27 protein-coding genes and 1 tRNA gene are annotated in these 25,180 nt (G+C 54.6%); 10 read left to right on the top strand and 18 right to left on the bottom strand.

Going from position 1 to position 25,180, the window contains the following annotated elements; translation table 11 throughout:
* Window positions 1–2: 2 nt before the first annotated feature.
* The 10 genes from FHR87_RS03155 to FHR87_RS03200 all read right to left on the bottom strand — a co-directional run bounded on the left by FHR87_RS03155 (window position 3) and on the right by FHR87_RS03200 (window position 9,298).
* The gene (locus tag FHR87_RS03155; protein WP_183165270.1) at window positions 3–272 is read right to left on the bottom strand and encodes a K+/H+ antiporter subunit F; all 270 of its coding nucleotides are present in this window, start codon (window positions 270–272) and stop codon (window positions 3–5) included.
* Entirely contained in the window at window positions 257–751 is a 495-nt protein-coding gene (locus FHR87_RS03160) for a Na+/H+ antiporter subunit E (protein WP_183165271.1), read from the bottom strand. Before FHR87_RS03160 ends, FHR87_RS03155 begins: the two co-directional genes overlap by 16 nt.
* Window positions 748–2,262 carry a monovalent cation/H+ antiporter subunit D gene (locus FHR87_RS03165; protein WP_183165272.1) on the bottom strand — a complete coding sequence of 505 codons (1,515 nt, stop codon included), beginning with the start codon at window positions 2,260–2,262 and terminating at the stop codon, window positions 748–750. The genes FHR87_RS03160 and FHR87_RS03165 overlap by 4 nt, the downstream gene beginning before the upstream one ends.
* Window positions 2,259–2,588, bottom strand: a complete 330-nt coding sequence (locus FHR87_RS03170; RefSeq protein ID WP_183165273.1) for a Na+/H+ antiporter subunit C — start codon at window positions 2,586–2,588, stop codon at window positions 2,259–2,261. Before FHR87_RS03170 ends, FHR87_RS03165 begins: the two co-directional genes overlap by 4 nt.
* Complete coding sequence (locus FHR87_RS03175; protein ID WP_183165274.1) at window positions 2,588–5,374, bottom strand: monovalent cation/H+ antiporter subunit A; 2,787 nt, start codon at window positions 5,372–5,374, stop codon at window positions 2,588–2,590. Before FHR87_RS03175 ends, FHR87_RS03170 begins: the two co-directional genes overlap by 1 nt.
* Window positions 5,375–5,634: 260 nt before the next feature.
* Window positions 5,635–6,102 (bottom strand): outer membrane lipoprotein, encoded by a 468-nt coding sequence (locus FHR87_RS03180; RefSeq protein WP_183165275.1) that lies wholly within the window; start codon window positions 6,100–6,102, stop codon window positions 5,635–5,637.
* Window positions 6,103–6,191: 89 nt separating this feature from the next.
* Entirely contained in the window at window positions 6,192–6,839 is a 648-nt protein-coding gene (pdxH, locus tag FHR87_RS03185) for a pyridoxamine 5'-phosphate oxidase (RefSeq protein ID WP_183165276.1), read from the bottom strand.
* Between the two features lie 114 nt (window positions 6,840–6,953).
* Window positions 6,954–7,679 carry an OmpA family protein gene (locus FHR87_RS03190; protein WP_183165277.1) on the bottom strand — a complete coding sequence of 242 codons (726 nt, stop codon included), beginning with the start codon at window positions 7,677–7,679 and terminating at the stop codon, window positions 6,954–6,956.
* Between the two features lie 137 nt (window positions 7,680–7,816).
* A complete protein-coding gene (locus FHR87_RS03195) occupies window positions 7,817–8,962 on the bottom strand; it encodes a serine hydrolase domain-containing protein (RefSeq protein WP_183165278.1) in 1,146 nt (381 codons plus the stop codon).
* Window positions 8,963–8,968: 6 nt separating this feature from the next.
* A complete protein-coding gene (locus FHR87_RS03200; RefSeq protein WP_183165279.1) occupies window positions 8,969–9,298 on the bottom strand; it encodes a GIY-YIG nuclease family protein in 330 nt (109 codons plus the stop codon).
* 77 nt (window positions 9,299–9,375) lie between these two features.
* Here FHR87_RS03200 and FHR87_RS03205 point away from each other — a divergent pair, with 77 nt between their 5' ends.
* The gene (locus FHR87_RS03205) at window positions 9,376–9,867 is read left to right on the top strand and encodes an asparaginase domain-containing protein (protein ID WP_183165280.1); all 492 of its coding nucleotides are present in this window, start codon (window positions 9,376–9,378) and stop codon (window positions 9,865–9,867) included.
* Between the two features lie 183 nt (window positions 9,868–10,050).
* Window positions 10,051–10,127, top strand: a tRNA-Pro gene (locus tag FHR87_RS03210).
* Between the two features lie 305 nt (window positions 10,128–10,432).
* Here FHR87_RS03210 and FHR87_RS03215 read toward each other — a convergent pair.
* Window positions 10,433–10,996 (bottom strand): type 1 glutamine amidotransferase domain-containing protein, encoded by a 564-nt coding sequence (locus FHR87_RS03215; RefSeq protein WP_183165281.1) that lies wholly within the window; start codon window positions 10,994–10,996, stop codon window positions 10,433–10,435.
* Window positions 10,997–11,318: 322 nt separating this feature from the next.
* Between FHR87_RS03215 and FHR87_RS03220 the strand changes: the two genes are divergently transcribed.
* Window positions 11,319–12,173: an aldo/keto reductase gene (locus FHR87_RS03220; RefSeq protein WP_183165429.1), complete on the top strand. Its 855-nt coding sequence runs from the start codon at window positions 11,319–11,321 to the stop codon at window positions 12,171–12,173.
* Window positions 12,174–12,347: 174 nt separating this feature from the next.
* Here FHR87_RS03220 and FHR87_RS03225 read toward each other — a convergent pair whose 3' ends face one another.
* Complete coding sequence (locus FHR87_RS03225; protein WP_183165282.1) at window positions 12,348–12,875, bottom strand: DUF4142 domain-containing protein; 528 nt, start codon at window positions 12,873–12,875, stop codon at window positions 12,348–12,350.
* A 663-nt stretch (window positions 12,876–13,538) separates the two neighbouring features.
* Here FHR87_RS03225 and FHR87_RS03230 point away from each other — a divergent pair.
* The 4 genes from FHR87_RS03230 (at window position 13,539) to FHR87_RS03245 (ending at window position 16,228) form a co-directional block, all read left to right on the top strand.
* Window positions 13,539–13,988, top strand: coding sequence for a ferritin-like domain-containing protein (locus tag FHR87_RS03230; RefSeq protein ID WP_183165283.1), 450 nt, complete (start codon window positions 13,539–13,541; stop codon window positions 13,986–13,988).
* Between the two features lie 277 nt (window positions 13,989–14,265).
* Window positions 14,266–14,607, top strand: coding sequence for a zinc ribbon domain-containing protein YjdM (locus FHR87_RS03235; RefSeq protein ID WP_183165284.1), 342 nt, complete (start codon window positions 14,266–14,268; stop codon window positions 14,605–14,607).
* Between the two features lie 180 nt (window positions 14,608–14,787).
* On the top strand, window positions 14,788–15,258 hold the full coding sequence (locus tag FHR87_RS03240; RefSeq protein WP_183165285.1) for a MaoC family dehydratase: 471 nt from the start codon (window positions 14,788–14,790) through the stop codon (window positions 15,256–15,258).
* A 502-nt stretch (window positions 15,259–15,760) separates the two neighbouring features.
* Complete coding sequence (locus FHR87_RS03245) at window positions 15,761–16,228, top strand: hypothetical protein (RefSeq protein ID WP_183165286.1); 468 nt, start codon at window positions 15,761–15,763, stop codon at window positions 16,226–16,228.
* A 753-nt stretch (window positions 16,229–16,981) separates the two neighbouring features.
* Here FHR87_RS03245 and FHR87_RS03250 read toward each other — a convergent pair.
* The 3 genes from FHR87_RS03250 to FHR87_RS03260 are packed head-to-tail and all read right to left on the bottom strand — an operon-like array spanning window position 16,982 to window position 18,076.
* Entirely contained in the window at window positions 16,982–17,152 is a 171-nt protein-coding gene (locus FHR87_RS03250; protein WP_183165287.1) for a hypothetical protein, read from the bottom strand.
* Window positions 17,149–17,760 carry an alpha-ketoglutarate-dependent dioxygenase AlkB family protein gene (locus tag FHR87_RS03255; RefSeq protein WP_183165288.1) on the bottom strand — a complete coding sequence of 204 codons (612 nt, stop codon included), beginning with the start codon at window positions 17,758–17,760 and terminating at the stop codon, window positions 17,149–17,151. The genes FHR87_RS03250 and FHR87_RS03255 overlap by 4 nt, the downstream gene beginning before the upstream one ends.
* A 34-nt stretch (window positions 17,761–17,794) precedes the next feature.
* Window positions 17,795–18,076, bottom strand: a complete 282-nt coding sequence (locus FHR87_RS03260; protein ID WP_183165289.1) for an aspartate-semialdehyde dehydrogenase — start codon at window positions 18,074–18,076, stop codon at window positions 17,795–17,797.
* Window positions 18,077–18,217: 141 nt separating this feature from the next.
* Here FHR87_RS03260 and rapA point away from each other — a divergent pair, with 141 nt between their 5' ends.
* Both rapA and FHR87_RS03270 read left to right on the top strand, forming a co-directional pair.
* Entirely contained in the window at window positions 18,218–21,052 is a 2,835-nt protein-coding gene (rapA, locus tag FHR87_RS03265) for an RNA polymerase-associated protein RapA (RefSeq protein WP_183165290.1), read from the top strand.
* A 70-nt stretch (window positions 21,053–21,122) separates the two neighbouring features.
* Window positions 21,123–21,971, top strand: a complete 849-nt coding sequence (locus FHR87_RS03270; RefSeq protein ID WP_183165291.1) for a ribonuclease T2 family protein — start codon at window positions 21,123–21,125, stop codon at window positions 21,969–21,971.
* A gap of 22 nt (window positions 21,972–21,993) precedes the next feature.
* On the opposite strand, the gene FHR87_RS03275 is transcribed toward FHR87_RS03270, so the two are convergent.
* The 3 genes from FHR87_RS03275 to FHR87_RS03285 all read right to left on the bottom strand — a co-directional run bounded on the left by FHR87_RS03275 (window position 21,994) and on the right by FHR87_RS03285 (window position 23,770).
* Window positions 21,994–22,776 carry a hydroxypyruvate isomerase family protein gene (locus FHR87_RS03275; protein WP_183165292.1) on the bottom strand — a complete coding sequence of 261 codons (783 nt, stop codon included), beginning with the start codon at window positions 22,774–22,776 and terminating at the stop codon, window positions 21,994–21,996.
* Between the two features lie 26 nt (window positions 22,777–22,802).
* Entirely contained in the window at window positions 22,803–23,186 is a 384-nt protein-coding gene (locus FHR87_RS03280) for a DUF5064 family protein (RefSeq protein ID WP_183165293.1), read from the bottom strand.
* Window positions 23,187–23,443: 257 nt separating this feature from the next.
* On the bottom strand, window positions 23,444–23,770 hold the full coding sequence (locus tag FHR87_RS03285) for a DUF2288 domain-containing protein (protein WP_183165294.1): 327 nt from the start codon (window positions 23,768–23,770) through the stop codon (window positions 23,444–23,446).
* Between the two features lie 242 nt (window positions 23,771–24,012).
* Between FHR87_RS03285 and FHR87_RS03290 the strand changes: the two genes are divergently transcribed.
* On the top strand, window positions 24,013–25,128 hold the full coding sequence (locus FHR87_RS03290) for a branched-chain amino acid ABC transporter substrate-binding protein (RefSeq protein WP_183165295.1): 1,116 nt from the start codon (window positions 24,013–24,015) through the stop codon (window positions 25,126–25,128).
* Window positions 25,129–25,180 lie beyond the last annotated feature (52 nt).

Genomic DNA, 25,180 nt, shown 5'->3' on the forward strand with positions numbered 1-25,180 from the left:
CCTCAATCGATAATATCGCCATGCAGTAGATGCTTGCTGACGGCCACCGTACTGACGAAACCCATTACCGCGATCAGCAAGGCCGCCTCGAAGAACAGATCCGAAGCCAGCCAGATACCAAACAACACGATCATGGCCAGGCCATTGATATACAAGGTATCCAGTGCCAGCACTCGATCCGGCATATCCGGCCCTTTGAGCAGGCGCAGCGTATTCAGCAGCATCGCTGTACCAAGCAAAGTCATGCACAGCGGAACTACGTACTCGAGCATCGGAAAATCTCCAGCAACGGGGCTTCGTAGCGCGTCTTCAACTCTTCGGCTACGTCTTGCGGCTTATCTGTATCCAGGACGTGCAGCAGCAGTGTTCGGTGGTCCGTGCTGAGGCCGGCCGATACCGTTCCCGGCGTCAGTGAAGCGATGCTGGTGAGAATGGTCAGGATGAATTCATCCTCGATATCCATGGGTACCTCGACAAACGCCGGACGCAATTTCCTTGGCGAGCCGAGTACCAGCCTGGCAACGTGCAGATTGGCTACGACGATGTCATATAGAATCAGCAGCAGGAACAGACAGAGCTTGAACGGCTTGCAGACAGGCGGCACCTTGAGCAGGAAGCGCCCGGCCAACAAGGGGATTACCCAGCCCAGGAACAGCCCCAGCAAGAGTTGGCCGAACGCAACGGTGTTATTCAGCAACAGCCACAGCAGCGTCAGAAATATCGTCAGGAGCGGGTGCGGTAATATCTTCATGCGTTACCTCCTCCAACGATTTGCCGATAGGGAGCCAGATCCAGCAATTGCGCAGCCGTGGCTTGAATATAGGTTTGTAACGGCTTGGCGAGAATTACCAGCAGCAGGCTGCACGACAGCAGAGCGATACAGGCCAGCAGACGCAAGCCATCGCTTTTGGGCGCGTGGATCGATTCATCCTTCGGATCATAGGCGGCGCGCCAGAACAGCAGACTGCCGGCCCGGCTCATGGCCACGACCATCCCCAGCCCGCCAATCAGCACTATCGACCAGAGCGCCAGCGCCGAGTAGCCTGGCTCAACAGCCCGTAGCAGCATCAATTTGCCGAGAAAGCCCGAAAACGGCGGCAACCCGATGACTGAAATCGCCCCGAAGAAAAACAGCGAGCCCAGCAGCAACGGCTGCCGCAGGGCTGCAGCAAGGACCAGCCGTCCACCCTCGTTGCCACGCTGCCGGACGATCAGGTCCGCCAGCAGGAACAGGCCTCCCGCCACCATCGTGCTATGAATCAGATAGTACAGCGCCGCGCTCAATCCCTGGACCGACCCCAGGGCAATGCCAGCCAACAGCGTACCGACCGAAACGATCACCAGCTGCGCCAGCATCTGCCGCAACTCCCGGGCCGCCAGCACTCCCAGGATGCCTATTGCCAGCGTGACCAGGGCCAGCGGCCACAACCAGCCATCCAGCAAATTCGCCACTGCGCCGGCAGTACTACCGAAAATCAGCGTGAAAACCCGCAGGATGGCGTAGATTCCGACCTTGGTCATGATGGCGAATAACGCCGCCACCGATGCAGGAGCAGTTGCATAGGCTTTCGGCAGCCACAGATGCAGGGGAACCATGGCCGCCTTGAGACCAAACACCACCAGCAGCAGAAAGCCCGCTGCCGCGATCAACGGCGCCCGACCGGCATCGGCATTGCCTACGCGCACAGCCAGGTCGGCCATGTTCAAGGTACCGGTCAGGCCATAAAGCATGCTGATACCGATTAGAAAGAACGAGGAACCCAACAGGTTCAACACGACGTAATGCATGCCGGCACTGACCTGCCGCGCGCTATTGCCATGCAGTAATAGCGCATAGGAGGCAATCAACAGAATCTCGAAGAAGACGAACAGATTGAAGAGATCGCCAGTCAGGAAGGCGCCGTTGATACCGAGCAGCTGGAACTGAAACAAGGTATGGAAATTCGGCCCCTGCTCGTCATCGCCGCGGCAGGCATACAGCAAAGCGAAGGCAGCCAGAAAGGCATTCACCAGTAACATCAGCGCGGCCAGCCGGTCCAGGACCAGCACAATGCCGAAGGGTGCTTGCCAACCGCCCAAGGCATAGGTACGCAGTTCACCGTCACCGGCCAACAGCACAAGCCAGATCGCGATGGGCAGCAACGCCCAGCAAGCGAGCATGGATATCGCTCGCTTGACCGTCAGACTCAGTTGATGGAGAACCAACAGCAAGCCGCCGGTGAACAGCGGTAGCAAAATGGGCAGGATCAGAGCGTGCTTCATTTACGCCGCTCCTGGCCATCCACATGATCGGTACGCAGCTCGCCGAGGCCACGCAAGGCCAGTACGAGCACGAAAGCGGTCATGGCAAAACCGATGACGATTGCCGTCAATACCAGCGCCTGCGGTAACGGGTCGCCATATTCGGTGCTCTTGCCAATCACCGCGGGGACTCCGGTTCCAAGCCGCCCCATGGCGAAAATGAACAGATTGACTGCGTAGGAAAGCAGGGTAAGCCCCATGACAACTGGAAAGATGCGCGCTCTGAGCAGCAGATAAACACCACTGGCGGCCATGATGCCCAGGGTAATCGCAAACACAGCCTCCATCAGGCCACCTCCTTGCACTCGTCCTGGCCGACGTGCCCCATATTGGAAAGAATCAGCATGGTCGCACCGACGACTGCCAGATAAACACCCAGATCGAACAACATGGCCGTAGCCAACTCGAATTCGCCGATCAGTGGTAAATGGAAATGCCTGAACGCGGATGTCAGGTAGGTATGTCCGAACGCCAGGCTGCTCAGCCCGGTAAGCCCGGCAATGCAGATTCCCCAGCCGGCCATCCCATGGTAACTAAGCGGCTGGCGCTCCTGGGTCCAGATCACGCCATGCGAAATGTATTGCAGAATCAAGGCGATCGACGTAATCAACCCGGCAATGAAACCGCCGCCCGGCAAATTGTGTCCGCGCATGAAGATGAATACCGAAATCAATAACGCCATCGGCAACATCTGCCTGGCCAGATCGTCGAGGATCATCGGATGGCTGTCGATGGACCAGGTCCGGCCACCGTAGTCTCGCTTTGGAAAGGGCAAGCGCAGCGCATGCAGCAAGCCATAGATGCCGACCCCAGCGATGGCCAACACACAAATCTCGCCCAGGGTATCGAACCCGCGGAAATCCACCAGGATCACGTTGACCACATTGGTGCCACCACCGCCGGACACACTATTTTCCAGGAAGAACGTCGCGATACTGTCATAGGGGCGCGTCATTACGGCATAGGCCAGCAACGACATCATGACCCCACATGCCAGCGCGACCAGCAGATCGCGACCGCGACGGAATCTGGTGGATTCGATTGGTGTACGGATCGGCAGGAAGAAGATCGACAGGATCAACAGAATGATGGTCACCACTTCTACCGACAATTGAGTCAGCGCAAGATCCGGTGCCGAATAACGCAGAAAAGCCAGCGAGACCATCAACCCCACGGCACTCAATGGCATCAGTGCCACTAGCCGATGCCGCTGGAAGACCACCGTCGCCATCGAAGCCAGGGCCATGATGACGAATCCCAGAATCGTAATGCCGTCCAATTGTGTCAGCGCCACAGAGCCGGTGAGTGAATCGAGCGGCAACAAGGCGACTGCAACCAGCGTCAACGCACTGAGCAGGACCAAGACCAGGTAACGCTGCAACGAACCGTTATCCAGCAGCTTGTTGGCTTTTCTGGCCAGGGCAGCCAATGCTCGCTGCACATGCTCGAAGATTTCGAGAGAATTGAGCTGCGGCAAGCTTTCGTGCCAGCGAAACAGCGAATTACGCAGGAAATAGATCAACCCGCCGCCAGTCAGCGCGATAAAGCTCATCAGCAACGGCGTATTGAAACCATGCCAGATGGACAGGCTATAAGGCGGAATCGGCCCGTTCAGGCTTGCCGCCCCTGCGGCATTGAGTAGCGGAGCCACCGTCAGGCCCGGCACAATCCCTACCAATAGACAGATCAGCACCAGCACCTCGACGGGAATTCGCATGTAGCGCGGTGGTTCGTGCGGTGGATAGATCGGCAGATCGACGGGCTTGCCATTGAAAAACACGTCATGAATGAAGCGTAGCGAGTAGGCCACTGAAAATGCGCCAGCCAGCGTTGCCAAGACTGGAATTATCCCGCCGAAACTGCCGAACAGATGCTGCCCCAGGGTCTCGGCAAAAAACATTTCCTTGCTGAGAAAGCCATTAAGCAACGGCACACCAGCCATCGACAGCGAAGCCACGATGGCCAGCGCGGCAGAATGCGGCATGTAGCGCCACATGCCATGAAGCTGGCGGATATCTCGTGTCCCGGTCTCGTGATCGATGATTCCAGCCGCCATGAACAACGAAGCCTTGAACGTCGCATGGTTAATGATATGGAAGATCGCCGCTACCTGACTGAAATCCGAGTCGAGGCCGAACAGCAGCGTGATCAGTCCCAGATGACTGATGGTCGAATAGGCCAATACACCCTTGAGATCATGCTGGAGCAGCGCCATGACGGCACCGAGCAGCAGTGTCGCCATACCGGTCAAGCCGACCAGGAAGAACCACCAGTCCGTACCGGAAAGCGCCGGATACAGACGCGCCAGCAAAAATACCCCGGCCTTGACCATGGTAGCCGAGTGCAGGAAAGCAGAAACCGGAGTTGGTGCTGCCATTGCGCGGGGCAACCAGAAATGGAAAGGAAACTGTGCCGATTTGGTGAACACTCCCAGCAGAACCAGGATCAGCGCCAGCGGATACAAGGCGTGGGCACGAATGGTATCGCCGGCTGCCAACACCTGGGTCAGCTCAAAGCTGCCGACGATATGTCCGATCAGCAGAATGCCGGCCAACAACGCCAGCCCCCCGCCACCGGTGACAGCGAGCGCCATGCGCGCACCTCGACGGGCATCCCGGCGATGATTCCAGAAACCGATGAGCAAAAATGACGACAGGCTCGTCAATTCCCAGAACATCAGCATCAGCAAGAGGTTTTCCGACAGCACCACGCCCAGCATGGAGCTCATGAAAGCCAGGAAATAACCAAAGAAACGCCCTGGCGGATCACTTTCCGACAGGTAATAGCGGGCATAGAGAATGACCAGCAGGCCTATCCCCAGAATCAGCAGTGCAAACAGAAAGCTCAGACCATCGAGACGCAGGCTCAGATCAAGCCCCAGATCGGATAACCAGGGCCAGTTGACAATCCGGACCTGGCCGGAAAACACGGTTTTCCGCTCGGCCAACAGCAAGCCCAAAGCCATAATGGGCGTAAGCGCGGTTCCCAGAGCGCAATAGGAACGCGTCGAACGCATGAGCTGAGAGAAGCAGATGCCAAGAAAAGGCAAGACAATGATCAGCGCAAGCGCCATGGTAAAGCTCCTTGATCGGCTCCGGTAAGATGACAGGGCTCGATTCGCTAATCTGACCGGAAAGAGATGCAACAACAATCATTGACCGATTATCCATATCGATCAAAAGAGCGCTATCGACGGGAATTCATTTCTGAACAAAGCAATAAAACATAATGCTGGAGAAAGCACACCCGGTCGAATCGATTCCAATGAACCAGAAGAGTTCGATTCCAGGTTTCACCAAATCAGCGCAGGCAGCATTTACAGAAAAACCGCACTCAGGGAACCGCCACTACCCTGCTGGTACCCCTGAGCGTATGAATCTGGACCCGTTGCCCAACCCTGAAGACATGCTGGGGACCCAGTTCCTGAACATAGGCCCGGGTATTGCCATCATCCTCGCGCACGGTGATCTCGACCCCTTTCGCCCGGGTAATCCCTTCTTCCGCCGCCGCACCGGCTACACCACCAATCAGCGCCCCGGCAATAGCGGCCACTGCACTGCCGCGCCCGCCACCCACGGAACTACCGGCCACCCCTCCGGCAATGGCACCGGCACCGCTGCCGATGGGCGTTTTCGTGCCCTCGATATTCACCGGGCGCAGAGATTCGATGGTGCCGGTGCGAATGGTTTGTACTGCTCGTGCCTCACTTCTGCTGTAGGTGTCTTCATCCAGATCGGAAGCGCACCCACCAACGATCAATATTGTGGTCATCAAGAAGACTGTGGATAGCGACTGGCGCATAAATGATTCCTTGAATCAACTGACAGTAGAAGTTGCTCTGGACTACAAATCTTGAAACCGAAAGCATTGCTGGTAATAGCCGGTATCGCTCAGGGAGCCAATCGTTCGCGTACCCACTGAGCGGCAAGACGCCGATAGTTGAGCCGGTCATGCAAACGGTTGGGGCGCCCTTGCCAGAATTCGATCCGGTCCGGGATCAGGCGATAACCGCCCCAATGTGGCGGACAATGCGGCGGCTCACCGGCGAAATTGAGTTCGGTACGAGCCAGCAACTGCTCAAGCTCTGCCCGATCGCGTAGCGTGCGACTCTGTGGAGAAGCCCAGGCCCCCAAACGACTACCCAGCGGACGCACCTGGTAATAGGCCTCGGATTCCTCGGGGGTCACACGCCCGACCACCCCTTCGATGCGTACCTGCCGCTCCAGCGCCGGCCAGAAGAACGTCATGGCTGCATAGGGGCAGGCTTCGAGCTGCCGCCCCTTGTCGCTTTCGTAATTGGTAAAGAATGTGAAGCCACGCGAATCCAGTGCCTTGAGCAGCAATACCCGGCAATGCGGCCGCCCTTCGGCATCTACCGTCGCCAGAGTCATTGCATTCGGCTCGACCGGAGCGTGCTCGGTCTTCATCGCATCGACAAACCATTTGTCAAAGAGCATGAAAGGATCGTCGGATGCGTTCGCTTCGCTGAGGCCATCGCGCGCGTAGTCGCGACGCATATCGGCAAGCGGCTGATTCATGGCATGGCTCCTGTATTCATGAGTGCTGCAGAAAGCTTATCCACACAGCCAGCATTCTGGCCGATATGAATCAACGATCAGTGCAGGTGAGCAGCATCCCGATCAGCTTCAGGATCATTTCTTTTTCTGGCGCGGCGTTTTTTTGGACTCACCTAAGGCTACCCGGGTTGTTTTAGCGACTGCAGGCGAAACAGGCGAGATAACCTTGATCGGCTGTGCAGGACTCCGATACTGCGTTACCAGTACCTTGAAGACATTCTTCGGGCTCAAAACCATTTCGACTCGACGATTCAGCGCCCGCCCTTCCTTACTGTCGTTCGCCGAACGCGGCATCAGCGACCCCATGCCCTTGATCAGCAGACGATCACTTTTGAGACCGCTCAGGCTGAAGATCGCTCCAACGGCGCTGGCCCGGTTCGTCGTCAGAGTGTGATTGAGCTCGGCGGAACCGAGGCTATCGGCATGGCCAAGCACCATGACAGCGGTCGTCCGATCTTTTTCAAGCAGCTTGGCGACCTTGGTTATCGGGCTCAGCGAAACCGGCAGAAGCATGCCGGGACGGTCAGGGTTAAACGTACTGTCTACCGGAGCCGTGACTATCAATGCGTTTTCGTAACGTGTTATTTCGAACGAACTACCTGTGAGGGCGGTCTGCAGGTTTGTTTCATAATCGCTGAACCAAGCGGCATCCACTTTCGGTGTTTCGACAGCACCAATAGATTTGCCAGTACCAGCAGAATTATTGCTGCCCGTCTTGTCACCGATCCCAAGCTTGTCAATGAAGCTGCAGCCGGAAACAGCCATGCACAGCATCAGTGTGGTGCTCTTGAACAACTTCATCGTCAAAGGTCCGTCAACAATTTTTCAGTATGGGCTGCCAGTCACGCAAGCCCCTGCAACCAGGGTGAAACTCAAGATTCTATTCTGGATACAAGCTATTATTTATCAAACTAATTTTGTTACAGACGACGAATACTTCAGGCCAGGCAACACCCAACCGCTCGGGCCAACTCTTGCGCACGCGGATCCATCAATACATAAGGGCCGAGCGTGTTGGTGACGTACCCGAAAGCCACGTCTCGTTCCGGATCAGCGAACCCCAGGCAACCTCCCGCTCCAGGATGGCCGAAACTCTGCGGCCCCAGGCCAAAGGTGGCATTGGCTTGTGGCTGATCGAGCCAGCAACCAAGCCCAAAGCGAGTATGCGCCAACAGGGTACGGTCCTCACCCAGGCTGTGTTCGCGAGTCATCTCGGCCAACAACGCACGATCCAGCAGGCGTTCGTGCAACAGAGCATCGTAGAAACCCGCCACGGCCCGCGCATTGGCGTGACCATTGGCTGCAGGCTGGGTAAACCGTAGCCACTCGGGCTTGTTGCCACTGTTCATCAAGCCAGGGGGGTTGTTGAATGCACGCCCGCTCAACGAGGTCGGATCGCTCTGTATGGTTTTCATCAGGCGCTGCGCACCAGCATCGCCAAAATCGTTGCGGCCCCGTACCAGATAAGCCACTCGCGAAATATCCGCATCGCTCAGCCCCAGATGAAAGTCCAGCCCAAACGGCTCTGCGACACGCGCCATGATAGCCTTGCCCGGCTCCTTGCCATCTATCCGCCGGATAAGCTCGCCCAGCAACCAGCCATAAGCCAAAGGCGCGTAACCCTGCCCTTCGCCCGGCGTCCACCAAGGGTGCTCACTGGCCAGCGCAGTGGTCATGGCGGTCCAGTCGAACAGCGCTGCGGCAGGCAGCACCTCGCGCAACGCAGGCACGCCAGCACGATGGCAAAGCAACTGGCGAAGCGTGATCCGCTCCTTACCATTGACACCGAATTCGGGCCAGATACGCGCCACCGGTGCGTCTAGTTCGAGCTTGCCTTCGGCAACCAGTTGCAGAGCGGCTACCCCCGTGAAAGTCTTGGTGCAGGAAAACAGGTTGACCAGGGTGTCACTATCCCAGGCACGCTCACCGGCGTTGTCGGCTGTACCGGCCCAGAGATCGATGACCGTTTCTCCACCGACCTTCACGCAGATAGCTCCGCCGCGCTGCCCGTTACCGTTGAACGAGGCTGCAAAAACATCCTTGACGGATTCAAAACGAAGATCGAAATAACCCTGGATCTGCATGAGCTCCTACTCCTGCCCGGAACTGGGTCTGCATTGTTCCAGTGTTGGTCGCACAAGTGAATCGCCGGACGAAAAATAACCGGCAACCAAGGCCTCCTTGGCGACCTTGGCCAATCGTTTGATCGCATATTCGCGGCGCAACGCAGCGCCTTTATCGGCACACGCTTCCAGATAGACCAGGGCCTGCGCTGGGCTTGAGCGGAAAAACCGTGCGCCCCTGCCCCGACAGTGCTCGGCGAAACGCCGCTCGGCATCGTCGCTGATGCCGCAATAAAGAGAGCCATTGGCAGCCCGTACCAGATAGACAAACCAGGGTTTGCTCCGGGATTGCGTCATAAGTCGCTCCTGACGAATGGGCGCATAGGCAGGTGCGCTACACTACTGCCAGCCATGAAAACGCGGCGGGAGCTTGCATGAATATCCAGATATTCACCACTGGCGGTACCTTCGACAAGATTTATTACGATGCCCTTTCCGATTTCCGGATCGGCGACCCGATGGCTTCGACCATCCTGGATGAAGCACGGGTAACGTTCGATTACACCGTGGACAGCCTAGTCAGAAAAGACAGCCTGGAACTGACCGATGCCGACCGCGAGCTGATTCACGAGCGTGTCGCCGCCAGCCCGGCCCGACATATCCTCATCACCCACGGCACAGATACCATGACCGCCACCGCTGCCGCCCTGAAGAATATCCCCGGCAAGGTCATCGTCTTCACCGGTGCCATGCAACCAGCCCGGATGCGCCTGAGTGATGCACCGTTCAATCTTGGCCTGGCCATCGGAGCTCTCCAAATTCTCCCAGAGGGCATCTATATCGCCATCAACGGCAGGATATTCGAGGCCGCAAATGTTAGAAAAAATCGTGCCGAAGGACGGTTCGAAGAAGATTCAACCGATTGACACCCTGTCCCGACAAGTTACCGGCCAACACCCGATAAAGACTCATTTCGAATCGGACCGAACAAAATTGCTCGACCAATGAAATAAACTCATAAAATTCAGTCAATTACTCTGGAAGAATGCAGAACGCATCCACAAGGTCTTGTAGCGCATGACATTTTCTGTAGAATGCGCGCCAGCCTTCGGAGCGTAGCGCAGCTTGGTAGCGCGTCTCGTTCGGGACGAGAAGGTCGCTGGTTCGAATCCAGTCGCTCCGACCATTGCCTTGTTTCTGGTAGTACCAAGTTGTACCAGAAAGCCTTGAAAGCCCGCCCTATGCGGGCTTTGTTGTTTCTAGTGGTTCACTTGCCAAGCTTGAGCCTGAAGCGGCGGCATACTACGAACATGACGACAACGCCTGTATTTCCAAATCACCTCTACCAGGTAGAAGAACAGGAAGCTCCGCTACCAGAAACCCGATGGCAAATCGGCTGGGTTGGTTGGAGCAATGTCGCCCGATATTCGCCGACGTCCCACAATAGACCATGAGGTAGAAGCGCTATCCACAGCTCCTCCTTTGGTTGTCTTATGCCGCCTCAAGCGCTTGCGCAATCGCTTCATTGAAAGCTGGTAAGTCGTTGGGATTGCGTGAAGTAATGAGATTCCAGCCGTTGGCTGGGCATTGCTTTACTTCAGCGTCAACCCAGTTGGCGGCTTTGGCGTTGATGAGGTCAGTGCGTACACTGGAGTAGGAAGTCAGCGTCTTGCCTGGAATCACACCGGCATCGATCAGTAGCCAAGGCCCGTGGCAGATGGCCGCGACAATTTTTCCCGATTCCACAAATTCCTTAACGATGTGCTGAGCCTGTTTATCTTGGCGCAATGTGTCGGCATTGACTGTCCCACCGGGGATAACCAATGCATCGAAATTCGAGGCAACCAGATCCGACAATTTAAGGTCGGACTTTACCGTTATGTCTTTCTCGGTATCCTGAACAAAGGTCTGGACCAGTCCTCCGTCGCTCGATGCATGAGTCAATGTGGCCCCCAAATCGCTCAAAGCCTCCAGGGGCTTGAGTAGCTCATCGCGCTCGATACCAGTGTTCGAGGTAATGATTAAAATCTTCTTGCCTTGCAGTCGGTTGCTCATGGTTCAGCCTCGTTGCAGCTTAAGAAAGAGATCACCCAATTTCATGCCGGTCTGTTTGAAAGTGGGAGGTTTGCGAGCGGCTGAAAGTTCACTCCAGTTGTTCCTGCATCAGCGAAGCCGCTAGGTTTGGAGCCGCTACCCTAACCTGCCAAAGTGCAGGCGTCTGGCATGCCTTATCTATTCGGAGTTGGAGTCTATAAAGCTTATGTCCATTCATCGTCGTCATTTTATGCAGATGCTTGCAGGCCTTGGGCTTGCGGCTCCCATGCAACGAGGATTTGCGGTTAGCCCACCCACCGGCGTGCTATCCGCTGACCATGCAATGGCAGAAAGACCGACGAAGCAGGTGATCTTTCCCGATGGGCGCAAAGTTCCTCCAATCGGAATGGGTAGCTGGCATCTGGGCCAGGGACGCCATGCCGATAAGGAGGAAATAACTGCTCTGCAACTTGGTCTTGACCTGGGGCTTTCTCTGATCGATACGGCAGAAATGTATGGCGACGGTCAGTCGGAAAAGTTGATAGGTCGTGCCATTGAAGGTCGCCGGGATCAGGTATTTCTGGTTTCCAAGGCGTATCCCTGGCATGCCAATCGACTGATGATAGAGCGCGCCTGTAATGAGAGCCTCTCGCGTCTGGCAACCGATCATCTGGATCTGTATCTGTTGCACTGGCGGTTTGGCTCACTGCTCGGCGAAGCGGTGGAGTCCTTTGAAAGGCTGAAGTCAGCAGGAAAAATCCTCTCCTGGGGCGTCTCCAATTTCGATACGGATGATATGCAAGAGTTATTCGAGATTGGGGCAGGCAACCACTGTGCGACGGACCAGGTGTTTTATAACCTGGGCAGCCGGGGAACGGAATTTGCGCTTCAGCCCTGGTGTGGTCAGCACGGCTTGCCAGTGATGGCCTATTCGCCGTTGGGTGGTAGCGGTAGCCACTTATTGCAGCATCCACTGCTTGCGCAGATCGCCAGGAAACATGCCTCATCGTCGGCAGCGGTGGCCTTGGCTTGGGCTATCCGGGGCGGACAGGTCATCGCCATCCCTGAGTCGGGTACCCCCGCACATATCCGCGAGAATGCTTCTGCGCTCTCACTAAACCTGGATGATGAAGATATAGAGGCGCTTGACGCTGATTTTCCCGCCCCTACGCACCCAGTACCATTAGAGACGCGTTAGCGAAGAGGAATCCTGGATTTGATCTTTTTACGCACACTCTAGAAACAGCCTGATCTGTTCGAAAGATCGCCGGTCAGGCTCTACTGCTAGCCCAAGCCGGCGCGGCAAGTATTCGAAGCCATCGCAAAAGAAACTGCCAAGCTTTGGCCAAGAAGCTTTCTCGATAAAGTTATATTATTGTTCCTTATCATCGAATTTATATTTTACAGCCAATTCCTGAGCTTCTTTAAGATGCATTTCCAATGTTGGCAGCGTAGATTTTACATATTGCTTGACAGCTGCATTTTCGCCATCTCTTAGATATTCATCGTATAATTTTATGCTTTGCTCATGGATGGATATTTGGTTATTCACATAAGCTTTATCGAAGTTTTCACCATCGCGCCATTTTAGAATCATTGCCTTAGCTCTGTCCATTAATGTAGCATCATCCGATACTTCCAAATTATTTTCCCGAGCAAGCTGAGAAAGTTTTATCTTGTTTTTAGTGTGATCATCGATTGCTTTTTGAGCAAAACTCTTTATATCAGGAGTCGTGCTCTTTTGGAGAGCCAATTTTGCCGTTTCGATTTCAGCTATTACCTTGGCTGAAGCTTCATCAACGAAATCCTCCGTATCGACCGCAGCTATAGCCAGGTGAGAAGTCAAACCATATAGGAAAACAAAGAAGCCAGAAAATAATATTTTGGTTATATTTTTCATACGATTTCCTTTTTTCAAAAATAACAAACAAGCTGTAATCAACACAGCACCATTGGCAATTAGCAATATAACCGACACGGCAGTCGAATGCTGGTTGATTAATGAGACCTGAAATCATCACAAGCAGTTCAATCAAATAAACCAAAAACCTAATAGCTCGTATAAAACATTACCCATGATGTTTTTACAAATAGCCACTTCATTAAGAGCTAGTCGAGCAGCGAAATAATCCCTTGACTTCTTTAGTAGAAAATAAACTTCAAGCATCAGTTCATGACGAAAAAAAACAGTGACGATCAGTTACTTTTGCTTAACTCCGTTTCGCTTGCCTGAGTTTTCCTAGAAAAACGCTTCAAGAGTTAGCTTCCGCATCCTGACAGCCATAAAAAAGCAGTATTCTCTTTTTTATCGCATTATTTTTCGATAACTCAATAATCAAGCGGATTTTTCTCGAAAAAATAATAGTAACAACAAAGGGATGGCAGAAAGCCTTGTGAAGTCATTGAACCAACTGTATGGCTCACTCTAACAGACCAACGGAATGAACCATCACTCTCGATCAAAAGTCGTTTGTACAAGCGTTATAAATATTTTTCAGCGTTAACAATAACGTGAAAAATGTTACATCGCTCGACAAACACATCTGATGTTAGGGGTATTATCATGGACAATAAATCTGTTATTTCCGTATTGAATGACCTCATCGAAACCAGTCTGGACGGTGAAAAAGGCTTCCAAGAATGTGCTGAAGACCTGAAAACCCCTGAATACAAAAGCAATTTGATTCGTCATGCTGAAGAGTGTCGCCAAGCGGCGCAAGAGCTTCAACAAACGGTTATATCGCTAGGTGGCGATCCGCAACGCAGCCCAAGTGTTTCAGGAGCCCTACATCGTGGCTGGATCGATTTTAAATCTGCTATCAGCGGCAAAGATGATGAAGCAATCCTGAATGAATGCGAACGTGGCGAAGATGTGGCGATAAGCAGCTATAAGGATGCATTGGCTCAAGAACTACCCAGTGATGTGCGTTCCTTGGTTGAACGCCAATATCAGTGCGTGCAGCGCAGCCACGATCAGGTTAAAGCCATGCGCGATTCAGCACGTGCTTATTGATCCAGTACGACTTCATTACTAATACAGCCGCTGGCTTTAAATGAGCCAGCCAGGGTCTGTTGACGTGATGAACAACTGTCTTACCAGTCAAGCCGTGTGGATGGGCCCATCCCACGGCTTGCCTGTTTTTACGATGGCGTTGAGAATTATTATCAGGCTTCGCATGCAGGTAACTACAACTACTAGTAATTACAGAGGATATTTTTCTGTTCATCCAGAAAGTCGGTAAAGAACCTATATAATTGCCAGTTCTGATTTAACTGAAGCGAGATCAGTAGTGAGCCACCTGCCATCCTGCCCGAAATGCAATTCCGAATACACTTACGAGGACGGCACCCTGCTGATCTGCCCCGAGTGCGCCCATGAATGGTCTGCCGACGCCGCCGCAGAAGGTGATAGCAATGCCAAGGTGATCAAGGATGCCGTGGGTAACGTGCTGCAGGACGGCGATACTGTCAGCGTGATCAAAGATCTCAAGGTCAAGGGCTCGTCTCTGGTGGTCAAGGTCGGTACCAAAGTGAAGAACATTCGCTTGGTAAAGGGCGACCACGACATCGATTGCAAGATAGACGGTATCGGCGCTATGAAACTAAAGTCGGAGTTTGTGAAGAAGGCCTGAGCGACCGCGCCTCAATTGCTTCGCCTATACCGAAGCAATTTCTTCTGCTCGAATTTCTTTTATCAGCCGGTGAGCCTCTAGCCGGTTCTGCATTGGGCAGCCCAACCGGTCAGGATAACCACGCTCATAGGCAATAAGGTTATACGCCGTACTACATAGTAGACAAAAGGTCATCGCCACATGAGCACCGTCAGCAACATTCCCTACGACGCTCTTGAAGTAGGACAAAAAGCCAGCACTCATAGAATCATCGAAGAGCGCGACATATTGCTGTTTGCATCCTTGTCTGGGGATCGTAACCCCGTGCATCTCGATGCTGAGTACGCAGCCCGGACGATATTCAAGGAGCGTATCGCGCATGGCATGCTGACTGGAACCCTGATCAGCGCGGCCATAGCCTGTGAGCTTCCTGGACCTGGCTCTATCTATCTCGCCCAGAAACTGGAGTTTACTCGTCCAGTGAAAATCGGCGACACGCTAACTATCGAGCTGGAAATATTGGAAAAGCTTCCGAAATTTCGTGTCCGTATCGCTACACGCGTATTCAATCAGAAAGGGGAACAAGTAGTCGATGGCGAGGCGGAAGTTCTGGCACCACGCAAAAAGCAGGAAGTCGATCTGCCTGATTTACTGCCGGTTCGGATTGGTTAGTACTGAGGTGCCCGGACGATTTCTCTCACTGCATTGACTGCAGGCAACCGATATTTGAACGAGAATACTTACGCTTGCCTATATAGGCGACCATAAAAAAAGGCGACCGAAGTCGCCAATTGCCTTGCGTGCTCTTTTGCGTAGTTACGTACTATCGAATAATACGAATAAGCGAATTATCTACCGAGAAAAGCAACCATTAGACATGCGGTTGTTACACTTGCAAATAGCATATTGATAGTCACAATCTTTCTCCGTTTCATTAACTTTGCGTTAGCAAGTCACTTAAGCTGTTGGATGTAACGATATAGAAATTCATCCTGGAAAAATTGACTGGAATCAAAAACCATCAAGCATCATCCCCAAGGCTGGAGAAAAACTGACCTGAATCAAAAGAATTAAAATTGGCTTAACGTTATTCAATTAATTTCCGAAAGGCTTTATTGGTGAACATCAAAATGTCACTGAATATCTGGTTTCGCTGATCGAGTAATCCGGCAGCGTGATCGAAGCCGGCTCGGCAACGCAAATAAAGCCAGAGTCCGCTTTTAGAGCCTGTTCAAAGTCTCGCGAGCTAAGGCCAGACAAGGCGAAAATGGCTGAGGAAGCGGACCGGGCTGGCGATCCAGGCCATTTTCAACGCGGTATGGCCAACGCGCAGCAGACTTTGAACAGGATCTTATTCCTTACCAGCAACCCTCTGCCGATCTCTGCAGCCAGCACAGCCAACAACGATATCAGGCAGGAATCGATGCTTTACCATTATGCTTGCGCAAAAAAAAGACGACCGAAGTCGCCTAATTGCCTTGCGTGCCCTTTATCTGTTACGGAAGCGAACCGAGCCAGCTTTCAGGTTTTATGCTCGATAAGAGAAATATATCCGCAACAAAAGAATTATCGCTCAAGAACAGAGATCACCAAGCAGGCTATTATCAACCCAGCAAAAGTAAGATTGATGGCCATGGTCTAATCCTCCAAAGGATTTAATTATCTGTCTTTCGATTACCGCTACTGCATACAAAGATATAGAAATCTGACCTGAAAAAATTGATTAGGATCAAACGCACCATAAAGCATTCAAAAAAACCCATCAAAATCGAATCCAGGGAATAATTCGAAAGATTCGGATATATAAATAGAATAAAAGTTATCCATACCTTTGTTTTACGTCTTGTTAAACGAAATCCGTATGGAATAGATGCCTATGGTTGCCCACCTGAGTCACCGCCCATGCTTCGGGTACACCTATCGGTCTGCATGCACCTTTGCCTTCCTTCCATAAAAGCTCGGCCCGACCGGAACCCTGCATTCAGTCTCTGAGCCAAGACAAGCGATTACCTCGCAAGCAGAGCAATCACCAGGCAAGCTGCAGTTGCTCCTGCAAACGCCACATTGATAACCATAACGTACCTCCAGTGTCACCGACACGCGGCGGAAATGAGAGCGTTCGGTCTTTTGCCAAGGGTCATACTCAACAAGCTAGTCAAAGAAAATCGGCTTCGATCAACGAAAATGAAATTAGCCAGCAAGTATTTATAAATATGAGGAATGACAGCTATCTCGACAACACTGCGCTTACCGATGGGCTTGCAATATCCAGATGCTTGCCGGGGCAGGTTTTATCAAGGCCAATCTATAGGTATTCGATAGCACCGTGCAGGCAAACGGCTCCTATCCAGAGCGGATATAAGAATCTGGGCAACGCAGAGAGGAAGGATGGGGATCAACGCTTTTTCGGCTTGTTCCTGTCTTTCTTCTTTTTTGGTTTACCACTGGCAAGCGGTAGTGCCTGTTCGAACGCATTGCGCATGTCGTTCAGACGCTTGTCATGCGCATCGTGGATACGCTTGCTACGCTCGGTATTCAAATCGATCAGTTTGCCTTGGCTACTCATTGCTTGGACTCGGAATGGATCAGGCGGAAGGTCAGGTTCAGTCGTGCTGTATTGATCTTGCGAGTACGGGCGATCTGGTGTTGCCAATAATGCTGGGTAGAGCCGCTCATTACCAGCAGTGAACCGTGTTTGAGGATCAACGAATGCTGGATGCCTTTACTCTTCGTGCGCCGCAGATCGAAGCGCCGTTCGGCCCCGAGACTGAGGGACGCGATCAATGGATCGGCGCCCAACTCGGGCTCGTCATCGCTGTGCCAACCCATGGCGTCCTGTCCGTTGCGATAGAGGTTGAGCAACACGCCATTGAAATTCCGTTGTAATTCGGCTTGCAGCCGCTTGCGCAGTTCATCGAGCGGTGCGATCCAGGGCAAGGGACTGTGCGCAAGCCCAGAATAGCAATAGCTCGCTTGTGGATCGCCATACCAGGCCACCAACCGCGGCACGGCATGTTCACGACCAAAACACCGTATTCGTGGTTGCGCCCAAGGCGTTTGGGCAACGATTTCAGCCAGCAATCCATCGGCCTCAACGGTACTCAGCCAGTCTGGAAAATAGGCCAGTTCGGCATTCGGCAACCGAATTCGTCCATCGCTAAAGACATCAGGCATTGAAAGTGCGCCGGAACAAGAGAAACATCAGGTTTCAGATTTTTATATCGATCCGGGTCCCTTGGCGCGGTATTTCCTCCATGGCGGCATCGACGCTTTCCGCTATTGGATTCTCCACCATATGCTCAGTGTGCCGATGACCCCGTTGCTCGTTCATATCGTCGGTCATTTCCTGCGATTGGTGCCTACCCTGCGTCACAGCGCTTTGGGCAGCACTTTTCACCACGGGGGTGATCGGGGAAACTTCCGGTCGTGGCTTGCTGCTGTCCTGTTGGGCAGTGACGGGCAGCAGGCTGGATGGAATGGATGGCAGCATGGCTTCTCCCGATTGAAACCGCGTGCGATTGGGTATATCGACCATGAAAAGCTGTTACCTGCTCGAGTATTCGGCAAGTGGCGTCGCCCAGCCAGCAGCATTCCGCTACCATATCAGCCTTTTCCATGTCGGGAGGCATGCATGGCGCAGCAATATCTACCGGGGCAACGCTGGATTAGCGACAGCGAAGCGGAACTGGGGTTGGGAACCATCATTACCCAGGACGGACGATTGCTCACTGTGCTCTATCCTGCCACAGGGGAAACGCGCCAGTATGCCGTGCACAGTGCACCGCTCACTCGTGTGCGTTTCGTCCCGGGCGACGAAATCACCCACTTCGAAGGCTGGAAACTGACGGTTCGAGAAGTCGACGATATCGATGGTCTGCTGATCTACCACGGCCTTACCGCACAGAATGAAGCGCGTACATTACCGGAAACCCAGCTATCGAATTTCATCCAGTTCCGCCTGGCCAGCGACCGTCTGTTCGCCGGGCAGATCGACCCGCTCAACTGGTTCAGCCTGCGTTACCACACCCTCGAACACCAGAGTCGTGAATTGCAGTCGCCACTCTGGGGCTTGTCGGGCGCGCGCGTGCAACCCATTGCGCATCAGTTGCATATTGCCCGTGAAGTGGCCGATCGCATTGCACCGCGTGTGCTGTTGGCGGACGAAGTGGGCCTGGGCAAGACTATCGAAGCCGGCCTGGTCATCCACCGCCAGCTGCTTTCCGGGCGTGCCCGGCGCATTCTGATCCTGGTTCCCGAAACACTCCAGCACCAGTGGCTGGTGGAAATGCGCCGCCGCTTCAACCTGCAGGTTGCGCTGTTCGATGCCGAGCGCTTTGCCGCGAGCGATCCCGGTAGCAATCCGTTCGAAGAAGCTCAGTTGGCTCTGGTCGCTCTGGATTGGCTGAAGGAAGACGAGCGCGCCCAGGATGCTGCCTTTGCCGCTGGCTGGGATCTGCTGGTGGTGGACGAAGCACACCATCTGGTCTGGCGTCCGGAAGGTGCCAGCCCGGCCTACAGCCTGGTCGAACAGTTGGCGGAAGTGATTCCCGGCGTGCTGCTACTCACCGCCACACCAGAACAGCTTGGTCAGGAAAGCCATTTCGCCCGTTTGCGCCTGCTCGACCCGGATCGTTTTCATGACCTCGCCGCCTTCCGCGCCGAGAGCGCCAACTACCAGCCGGTAGCCGAAGCGGTGCAGGAACTGCTCGACGAAGGCAAGCTGTCGCCGCAAGCACAGCGGACCATCCATGAATTCCTCGGGCAGGAAGGCGAAGCCCTGCTGGCCGCCGTAGCGACCGGTGATACGCAAGCCAATGCGCGGCTGATTCGCGAACTGCTGGATCGCCACGGCACCGGGCGTCTGCTGTTCCGTAACACGCGCGCGGCAGTCAAGGGCTTCCCTGAGCGCGACCTGCATCCCTACCCACTCCCCTGCCCCGAGCAGTATGCTGAAGCCACCGGGCTGTACCCCGAAAGCCTGCTTCAGAACCAGCCTGACAGCGGCGAGGAAAACCGCTGGTGGCAGTTCGATCCACGGGTCGAATGGCTGATCGACACACTGAAAAGCCTGCGCAAGTTCAAGATCCTGGTGATCTGCGCCCATTTCGAAACCGCCCTGGACCTGGAAGATGCCTTGCGCGTGCGCTCCGGTATTCCTGCCACGGTATTCCACGAAGGCATGAGCATCGTCGAACGCGACCGAGCCGCCGCCTATTTTGCCGACGAAGAATTCGGTGCCCAGGTATTGATTTGTTCGGAAATCGGCAGCGAGGGCCGCAACTTCCAGTTCGCCCATCACTTGGTACTGTTCGATCTGCCGTCCAATCCGGATCTGCTTGAGCAACGCATCGGCAGGCTCGACCGAATCGGCCAGAAGCACCGCATCCAACTGCATGTGCCTTACCTGGAAAACAGCCCGCAGCAGCATCTGTTCCAGTGGTATCACCAGGCACTGAATGCGTTTCTCGCTACTTGCCCGGCTGGAAGCGCCTTGCAGCAGCGCTTCGGCCAACGCCTGCAAACGTTGCTGGAAAGCCATGACGAGCAGGCATTCACGGCGTTGCTCGACGAGGCCCGGACGGAGCGCGAGCATCTGGAAACCGACCTGCACAAAGGGCGTGATCGCCTGCTGGAGCTCAACTCCGCCGGCGGCGACAAGGGTCGGAAACTGGTCGAGGCAATTCTCGAACAGGATGATCGCTACCTGCTGCCGATCTACATGGAAAAACTGTTCGACGCCTTCGGCATCGACAGCGAAGATCACTCGGAAAACGCCCTGATACTGCGCCCCAGTGAAAAAATGCTGGACGCCAGCTTTCCCCTTGGCGACGACGAGGCGGTCACCATCACTTACGATCGCAACCAGGCCCTGTCACGCGAGGATATGCAGTTTCTCACCTGGGAACACCCCATGGTCCAGGGCGGCATGGACCTGGTGCTGGCCGGTTCCATGGGCAACACCGCCGTCGCACTCATCAAGAACAAGGCCCTCAAGCCTGGCACCATGCTGCTTGAATTGCTATTCGTCAGCGAAGTGGTCGCACCGCGCGCCTTGCAGCTCGACCGTTTCCTGCCGCCGATGGCAATCCGCTGTCTGCTCGATGGCAACGGTAACGACTTGGCAGCAAAAGTCGCTTTCGAGAAACTCAACGACCAACTGGAAAGCGTACCGCGCAGTAATGCCAACAAGTTCGTCCAGGCCCAGCGCGATGTACTGGCCAAGCTGATCGCCGGCGGTGAAGCCAAGGTCGCGCCGCGCCATACCGAACGTGTCGCCGAGGCAGAGCAGCGACTGACTGCGCACCTGGATGAGGAGCTGGCTCGACTGACTGCCCTGCAAGCAGTCAACCCCAACGTTCGCGACAGCGAAATCGAAGCCCTGCGCCAGCAACGCACCGAGGGTCTGGCCATGCTGGAAAAAGCGGCACTGCGCCTGGAGGCAATCCGGGTTCTCGTAGCGGGTTGAATGGATGTGGCTCAACCGTCATTCGCCACGGCTATCAGGCCAGGCATGACGGCTGTCCGGTAAACACAAGATGAAGCGTCTTCTACCTCTTTTCTTCTGCTCCATCGTGCTCGACGTATTCGCCGCTGGCGAATGCGCCAGCCCGTTGGATACCTATGGCAATTACGACAACCAGATCCCTCGAAAACAGATAAACGACGTGAAATCCGAGTACTACGTCCTGTCGTATACCTGGACGCCTCGTTATTGCGCCAAGCTCGGCAAGGATCAGACTAAACCGGGATCGAAGGACTATCTGCAATGCGGTAGCGGCAAACAGTTCGGCTATGTACTCCACGGATTCTGGCCACAGGGGAGAATAAAAGCCTCTGGTAATTATCCCCGCGCCTGCGAAGGCGACCAACAGAAAATCGACCGCAAGCTGCTGGAGAACTACCTGTGCATGACTCCGAGTGTCTGGCTGCTGCAGCATGAATACGAGTACCACGGTACCTGCATGCATGACGAAACCCTGGAAGAGCCCAGGGCCTATTTCGACAAGGCCCTGGAACTGCACAACACACTGAAATTGCCGGATCGGGAACTACCCGGCGACACAGCCAGCATCCAGTGGTTCATGGATAACAATCCTCAGTTCAAGCAGGGTTCGGTGCAGTATTCCACCAACAGCAAGGAATGGCAGTTCTGCTACGACAATACCTTCACCTCCATGACCTGCCCTGCCAATGCACGACCAGCGAACATCGGCCAAGCCGACGACTGCCCGGTGAAAGGAAATATTTCGAGCTCAGGGAAAAAGTATTACTTCACCTCGGCCCATGCCAACTATGCAGCCGTGAGAATTTCCCGGGACAAGGGCGAGAAATGCTTCTCCAGTGCAGAAACTGCAAGAGCTGCAGGCTGGTTGGAAGCCCCTTGAGCCAAGCCTGAAAGCCTTGGCCTTATGGTGCTCTCCAGCGCTCCAGCCAGCCCAGGCCGGTCTCGGTGCCTTTCTCGTCCGGCCGGTATTCCGCACCCAGCCAGCCCGAATACTGCACCTCGGCCAAGGCCGCCAGCGCCGCCTTGAAGTCCACCGAGCCGCTACCCGGTGCGCCGCGTCCCGGACAGTCGGCGAATTGAACATGACCGATCAGCCCCTGCAACTGCCGGATGCAATCAGGAATCTGCAGGCCCTGTCGCGCCATATGATAGAGATCGAGCTGCGCCAGACAGTTTTCATGATCAACCTGTTTTAGAAGCTTGAGCAGGTGCTCCGGCGTGTTGATGAGAAAACCAGGCACATCCAGCGGATTGACCGCTTCGCAGAGCACCTGGATGTTCAGGGTGGCGAACTCCTGGGCGGTCCGACGCAGATTGTCGGCCAGCGTGGCCAGCGCCTCGTCCCGTGTGACGCCCTCGGCCAGGCGCCCGGGCAATACATTGACACAGGCCGGACGCACCATAGCCGCATAGGTCAAGGCTTGCTGCAGGGCGTCGTCGAATTCGGCTTGCCGCTGCGGCACGGCGGCAAGCCCCGGACCACCGTTGCCCAGATCGCCAGCCGGCACATTGATCAGCACCAACGGCGCATCCGCTCGCTCCAACGTTTCTTTCAGTCGAATCGCCGCAAGCTCGTAGGGAAACTGGATTTCCACACCGTCGAAACCGGCCAGACGCGCGGCCAGCACGCGTTCCGCCAACGGGAGCTCGGTGAACAGCAGCGACAGATTGGCGGATATTTTCATGGGGCATTATTCTCCTGAGCGACGCATCACAACCAAGAGCTTGGCCGATAGAAATCCTTGTCGACATGATCGAAGTTCACCGGTTCGCCACAGCGCAACCCCAGCTTGCAGCGAATATCGTCGAACATCTGCTCGTAATCGGCTCGGTCACGCATGATCGGGCTGCGATTGACCGGAAAGCCGTGTCGGGCAGCAATATAACTGGCGACACTGGCGAAGTTGAACGCGGTATCCCGGTGCAGCTCGAAGTCTTCCTCGAAGCTTTTTCCTTTCATGTCGCCACGCATATGAAAACATAGCATCAGCCCCTCGTTCGGATCGTCACGCACCTTGTAGCGCAAATCGATCCGGGCTTCTGGCTGACCAGACGACCCGAATAGAATTCGATTCAGGTGACCAGGCTTGAACATAATGATGAGTTTCCTTGCACAGTCTATTCGCCAGGTGCTCGCTCCAGATAAGACAGCAGCCTGGCCGGTAGCACTAAAAGTCAAAATGTCGCACAGGCGCGGTTTACAAACATAAACGAGCAATCCAAGCGGCTTTCAACTGCCATCTCATCGCCTGATGACCGCCGCTTTCGCGTGTAGCCCGAAGCATTCTCAGCTTAATCCAGCCCATGCTTCTGCGGTTGATCAACATAGGACAGAGTAAAAAATATACCAATCTAAGTGTAACTATTACTCGACTCGCCAACGTTATGCTCCTGCGCCAACACCCAGGGCGCAACCACTACAGCCCAGAGCTGGGGCTCCTGCTCATGCCATTGCTGTGCCTGATCGGGCGGCAATTTGGCTAATCCATCGTTTTCCAGCCAGACAGCGACCCGCGCCTGATCGTTAGCGGCAAACGCCGCCGCCACTTCGATCAGATCGAGCCCCGCGGCAACTCGCAGCAAGGCACCGCGCGCAAAAAAAGGTTGCAGCTCGTGCCAGCTGATGCGAGCCGTTTCCCCCAGCAGCTTCAGGTAGAGATCGCTTGGCGCCTCAGGCATGGAGAACTCCTATTCAAACAATAAATTGAATCTTCAAAGGGTAATTTTGCATTTTGGCATATCAGTCTGGTGAAACTGGCCTGTACACAGGTTATTTCCTGCCGGGTTCAGCCAATCGCTGCTTCGGTTGTAGCAATCCGGCCATAGCGCTTTAAACTGTCGACAGAACGATTCGAGGCAGCCTCTGCACAAGAAGCGCAACGTTCGAACCTTTTTCTGAACGATAAGAAAACGGAGCATTCATGAAGAACAAAAAGCACCTGTCCAGGCTGTTCGTCGCCTTGGCGCTGAGTGGCGCCACCAGTTTCAGTCTGGCTGCCGACACCATCAAGATCGCTTTCGCTGGCCCGGCCACGGGGCCGTTGACCCAGTATGGCGATATGCAGTTCAACGGCTCGAAGATGGCCGTCGAGCAGATCAACAAGGCCGGCGGGGTTGACGGCAAGCAACTGGAAGGCATTGTCTACGACGACGCCTGCGATCCAAAGCAGGCTGTGGCAGTGGCCAACAAGGTCGTCAACAACGAAATCAAGTTCGTGATCGGCCATTTCTGTTCCAGTGCCACCCAACCGGCCGCGGATGTCTACAATGACGAGGGTATCCTGATGATCACGCCCTCCTCGACCAACCCAGCGATTACCGAGCGTGGCTACAAGCTGGTCTTCCGTACCATCGGCCTGGACAGCGATCAAGGCCCGACTGCCGCCAATTTTATCGCCGACCACGTCAAGCCCAAAAACGTCGCCATCATTCACGACAAGCAACAGTACGGCGAAGGACTGGCCACTGCCGTCAAGCAAACGCTGGAAAAACGTGGTGTCAAGGTCGGGATGTTCACTGCCATCAATCCGGGCGACAAGGATTTCTCCTCGCTGATCGCCCAGTTGAAAAAGGAAAACCCGGACATCGTGTATTTCGGCGGCTATCACCCGGAACTGGGCCTGCTGCTGCGCCAATCCCGCGAACGCGGCCTGAACGTACAGTTCATGGGGCCTGAAGGAACCGGCAATACGGCCCTGTCGGCCATCGCCGGCGCCGCTTCGGAAGGGCTGTACGTGACCCTGCCGCCGCCCTACGACCAGGACCCGAGGAACAAGACTCTGGCCGATGCCTTCAAGGCTGCCAATCGAGATCCAAGCGGCCCGTTCGTGTTCACTGCCTATGCTGCCGTTCAGGCTTTGGCGCAAGCCATAGGCAAAGTCGGCGAAGATCCCGAAGAAGTAGCCGAATACTTGCACCAGAACAGCTTCGATACGCCGATCGGCAAACTGGCCTTCGATGCGAAAGGCGACCCGAAAGACTTCAAATTCGTGGTCTACACCTGGCATCAGGACGGTAGCAAGACCGAAATCAAATAAGCTGAAGCAAGCTTGTCCGAAACGAGCCCACTACTTACCAGTGGGCTTTGCT

The sequence above is a fragment of the Azomonas macrocytogenes genome, from assembly GCF_014191985.1.
Taxonomy (GTDB): Bacteria; Pseudomonadota; Gammaproteobacteria; order Pseudomonadales; family Pseudomonadaceae; genus Azomonas; species Azomonas macrocytogenes.

Coding starts and splice junctions, on each gene's coding strand:
- FHR87_RS03225 (WP_183165282.1), bottom strand. CDS start 12,875: ATGAAAAATATAACCAAAATATTATTTTCTGGCTTCTTTGTTTTCCTA.
- FHR87_RS03275 (WP_183165292.1), bottom strand. CDS start 22,776: ATGAAAATATCCGCCAATCTGTCGCTGCTGTTCACCGAGCTCCCGTTG.
- FHR87_RS03215 (WP_183165281.1), bottom strand. CDS start 10,996: ATGAGCAACCGACTGCAAGGCAAGAAGATTTTAATCATTACCTCGAAC.
- FHR87_RS03220 (WP_183165429.1), top strand. CDS start 11,319: ATGGCAGAAAGACCGACGAAGCAGGTGATCTTTCCCGATGGGCGCAAA.
- FHR87_RS03190 (WP_183165277.1), bottom strand. CDS start 7,679: ATGAAGTTGTTCAAGAGCACCACACTGATGCTGTGCATGGCTGTTTCC.
- FHR87_RS03195 (WP_183165278.1), bottom strand. CDS start 8,962: ATGCAGATCCAGGGTTATTTCGATCTTCGTTTTGAATCCGTCAAGGAT.
- FHR87_RS03165 (WP_183165272.1), bottom strand. CDS start 2,262: ATGAAGCACGCTCTGATCCTGCCCATTTTGCTACCGCTGTTCACCGGC.
- FHR87_RS03280 (WP_183165293.1), bottom strand. CDS start 23,186: ATGTTCAAGCCTGGTCACCTGAATCGAATTCTATTCGGGTCGTCTGGT.
- FHR87_RS03200 (WP_183165279.1), bottom strand. CDS start 9,298: ATGACGCAATCCCGGAGCAAACCCTGGTTTGTCTATCTGGTACGGGCT.
- FHR87_RS03250 (WP_183165287.1), bottom strand. CDS start 17,152: ATGAGTAGCCAAGGCAAACTGATCGATTTGAATACCGAGCGTAGCAAG.
- FHR87_RS03240 (WP_183165285.1), top strand. CDS start 14,788: ATGAGCACCGTCAGCAACATTCCCTACGACGCTCTTGAAGTAGGACAA.
- rapA (WP_183165290.1), top strand. CDS start 18,218: ATGGCGCAGCAATATCTACCGGGGCAACGCTGGATTAGCGACAGCGAA.
- pdxH (WP_183165276.1), bottom strand. CDS start 6,839: ATGAATCAGCCGCTTGCCGATATGCGTCGCGACTACGCGCGCGATGGC.
- FHR87_RS03205 (WP_183165280.1), top strand. CDS start 9,376: ATGAATATCCAGATATTCACCACTGGCGGTACCTTCGACAAGATTTAT.
- FHR87_RS03260 (WP_183165289.1), bottom strand. CDS start 18,076: ATGCTGCCATCCATTCCATCCAGCCTGCTGCCCGTCACTGCCCAACAG.
- FHR87_RS03230 (WP_183165283.1), top strand. CDS start 13,539: ATGGACAATAAATCTGTTATTTCCGTATTGAATGACCTCATCGAAACC.
- FHR87_RS03180 (WP_183165275.1), bottom strand. CDS start 6,102: ATGCGCCAGTCGCTATCCACAGTCTTCTTGATGACCACAATATTGATC.
- FHR87_RS03270 (WP_183165291.1), top strand. CDS start 21,123: ATGAAGCGTCTTCTACCTCTTTTCTTCTGCTCCATCGTGCTCGACGTA.
- FHR87_RS03290 (WP_183165295.1), top strand. CDS start 24,013: ATGAAGAACAAAAAGCACCTGTCCAGGCTGTTCGTCGCCTTGGCGCTG.
- FHR87_RS03285 (WP_183165294.1), bottom strand. CDS start 23,770: ATGCCTGAGGCGCCAAGCGATCTCTACCTGAAGCTGCTGGGGGAAACG.
- FHR87_RS03155 (WP_183165270.1), bottom strand. CDS start 272: ATGCTCGAGTACGTAGTTCCGCTGTGCATGACTTTGCTTGGTACAGCG.
- FHR87_RS03175 (WP_183165274.1), bottom strand. CDS start 5,374: ATGGCGCTTGCGCTGATCATTGTCTTGCCTTTTCTTGGCATCTGCTTC.
- FHR87_RS03160 (WP_183165271.1), bottom strand. CDS start 751: ATGAAGATATTACCGCACCCGCTCCTGACGATATTTCTGACGCTGCTG.
- FHR87_RS03255 (WP_183165288.1), bottom strand. CDS start 17,760: ATGCCTGATGTCTTTAGCGATGGACGAATTCGGTTGCCGAATGCCGAA.
- FHR87_RS03170 (WP_183165273.1), bottom strand. CDS start 2,588: ATGGAGGCTGTGTTTGCGATTACCCTGGGCATCATGGCCGCCAGTGGT.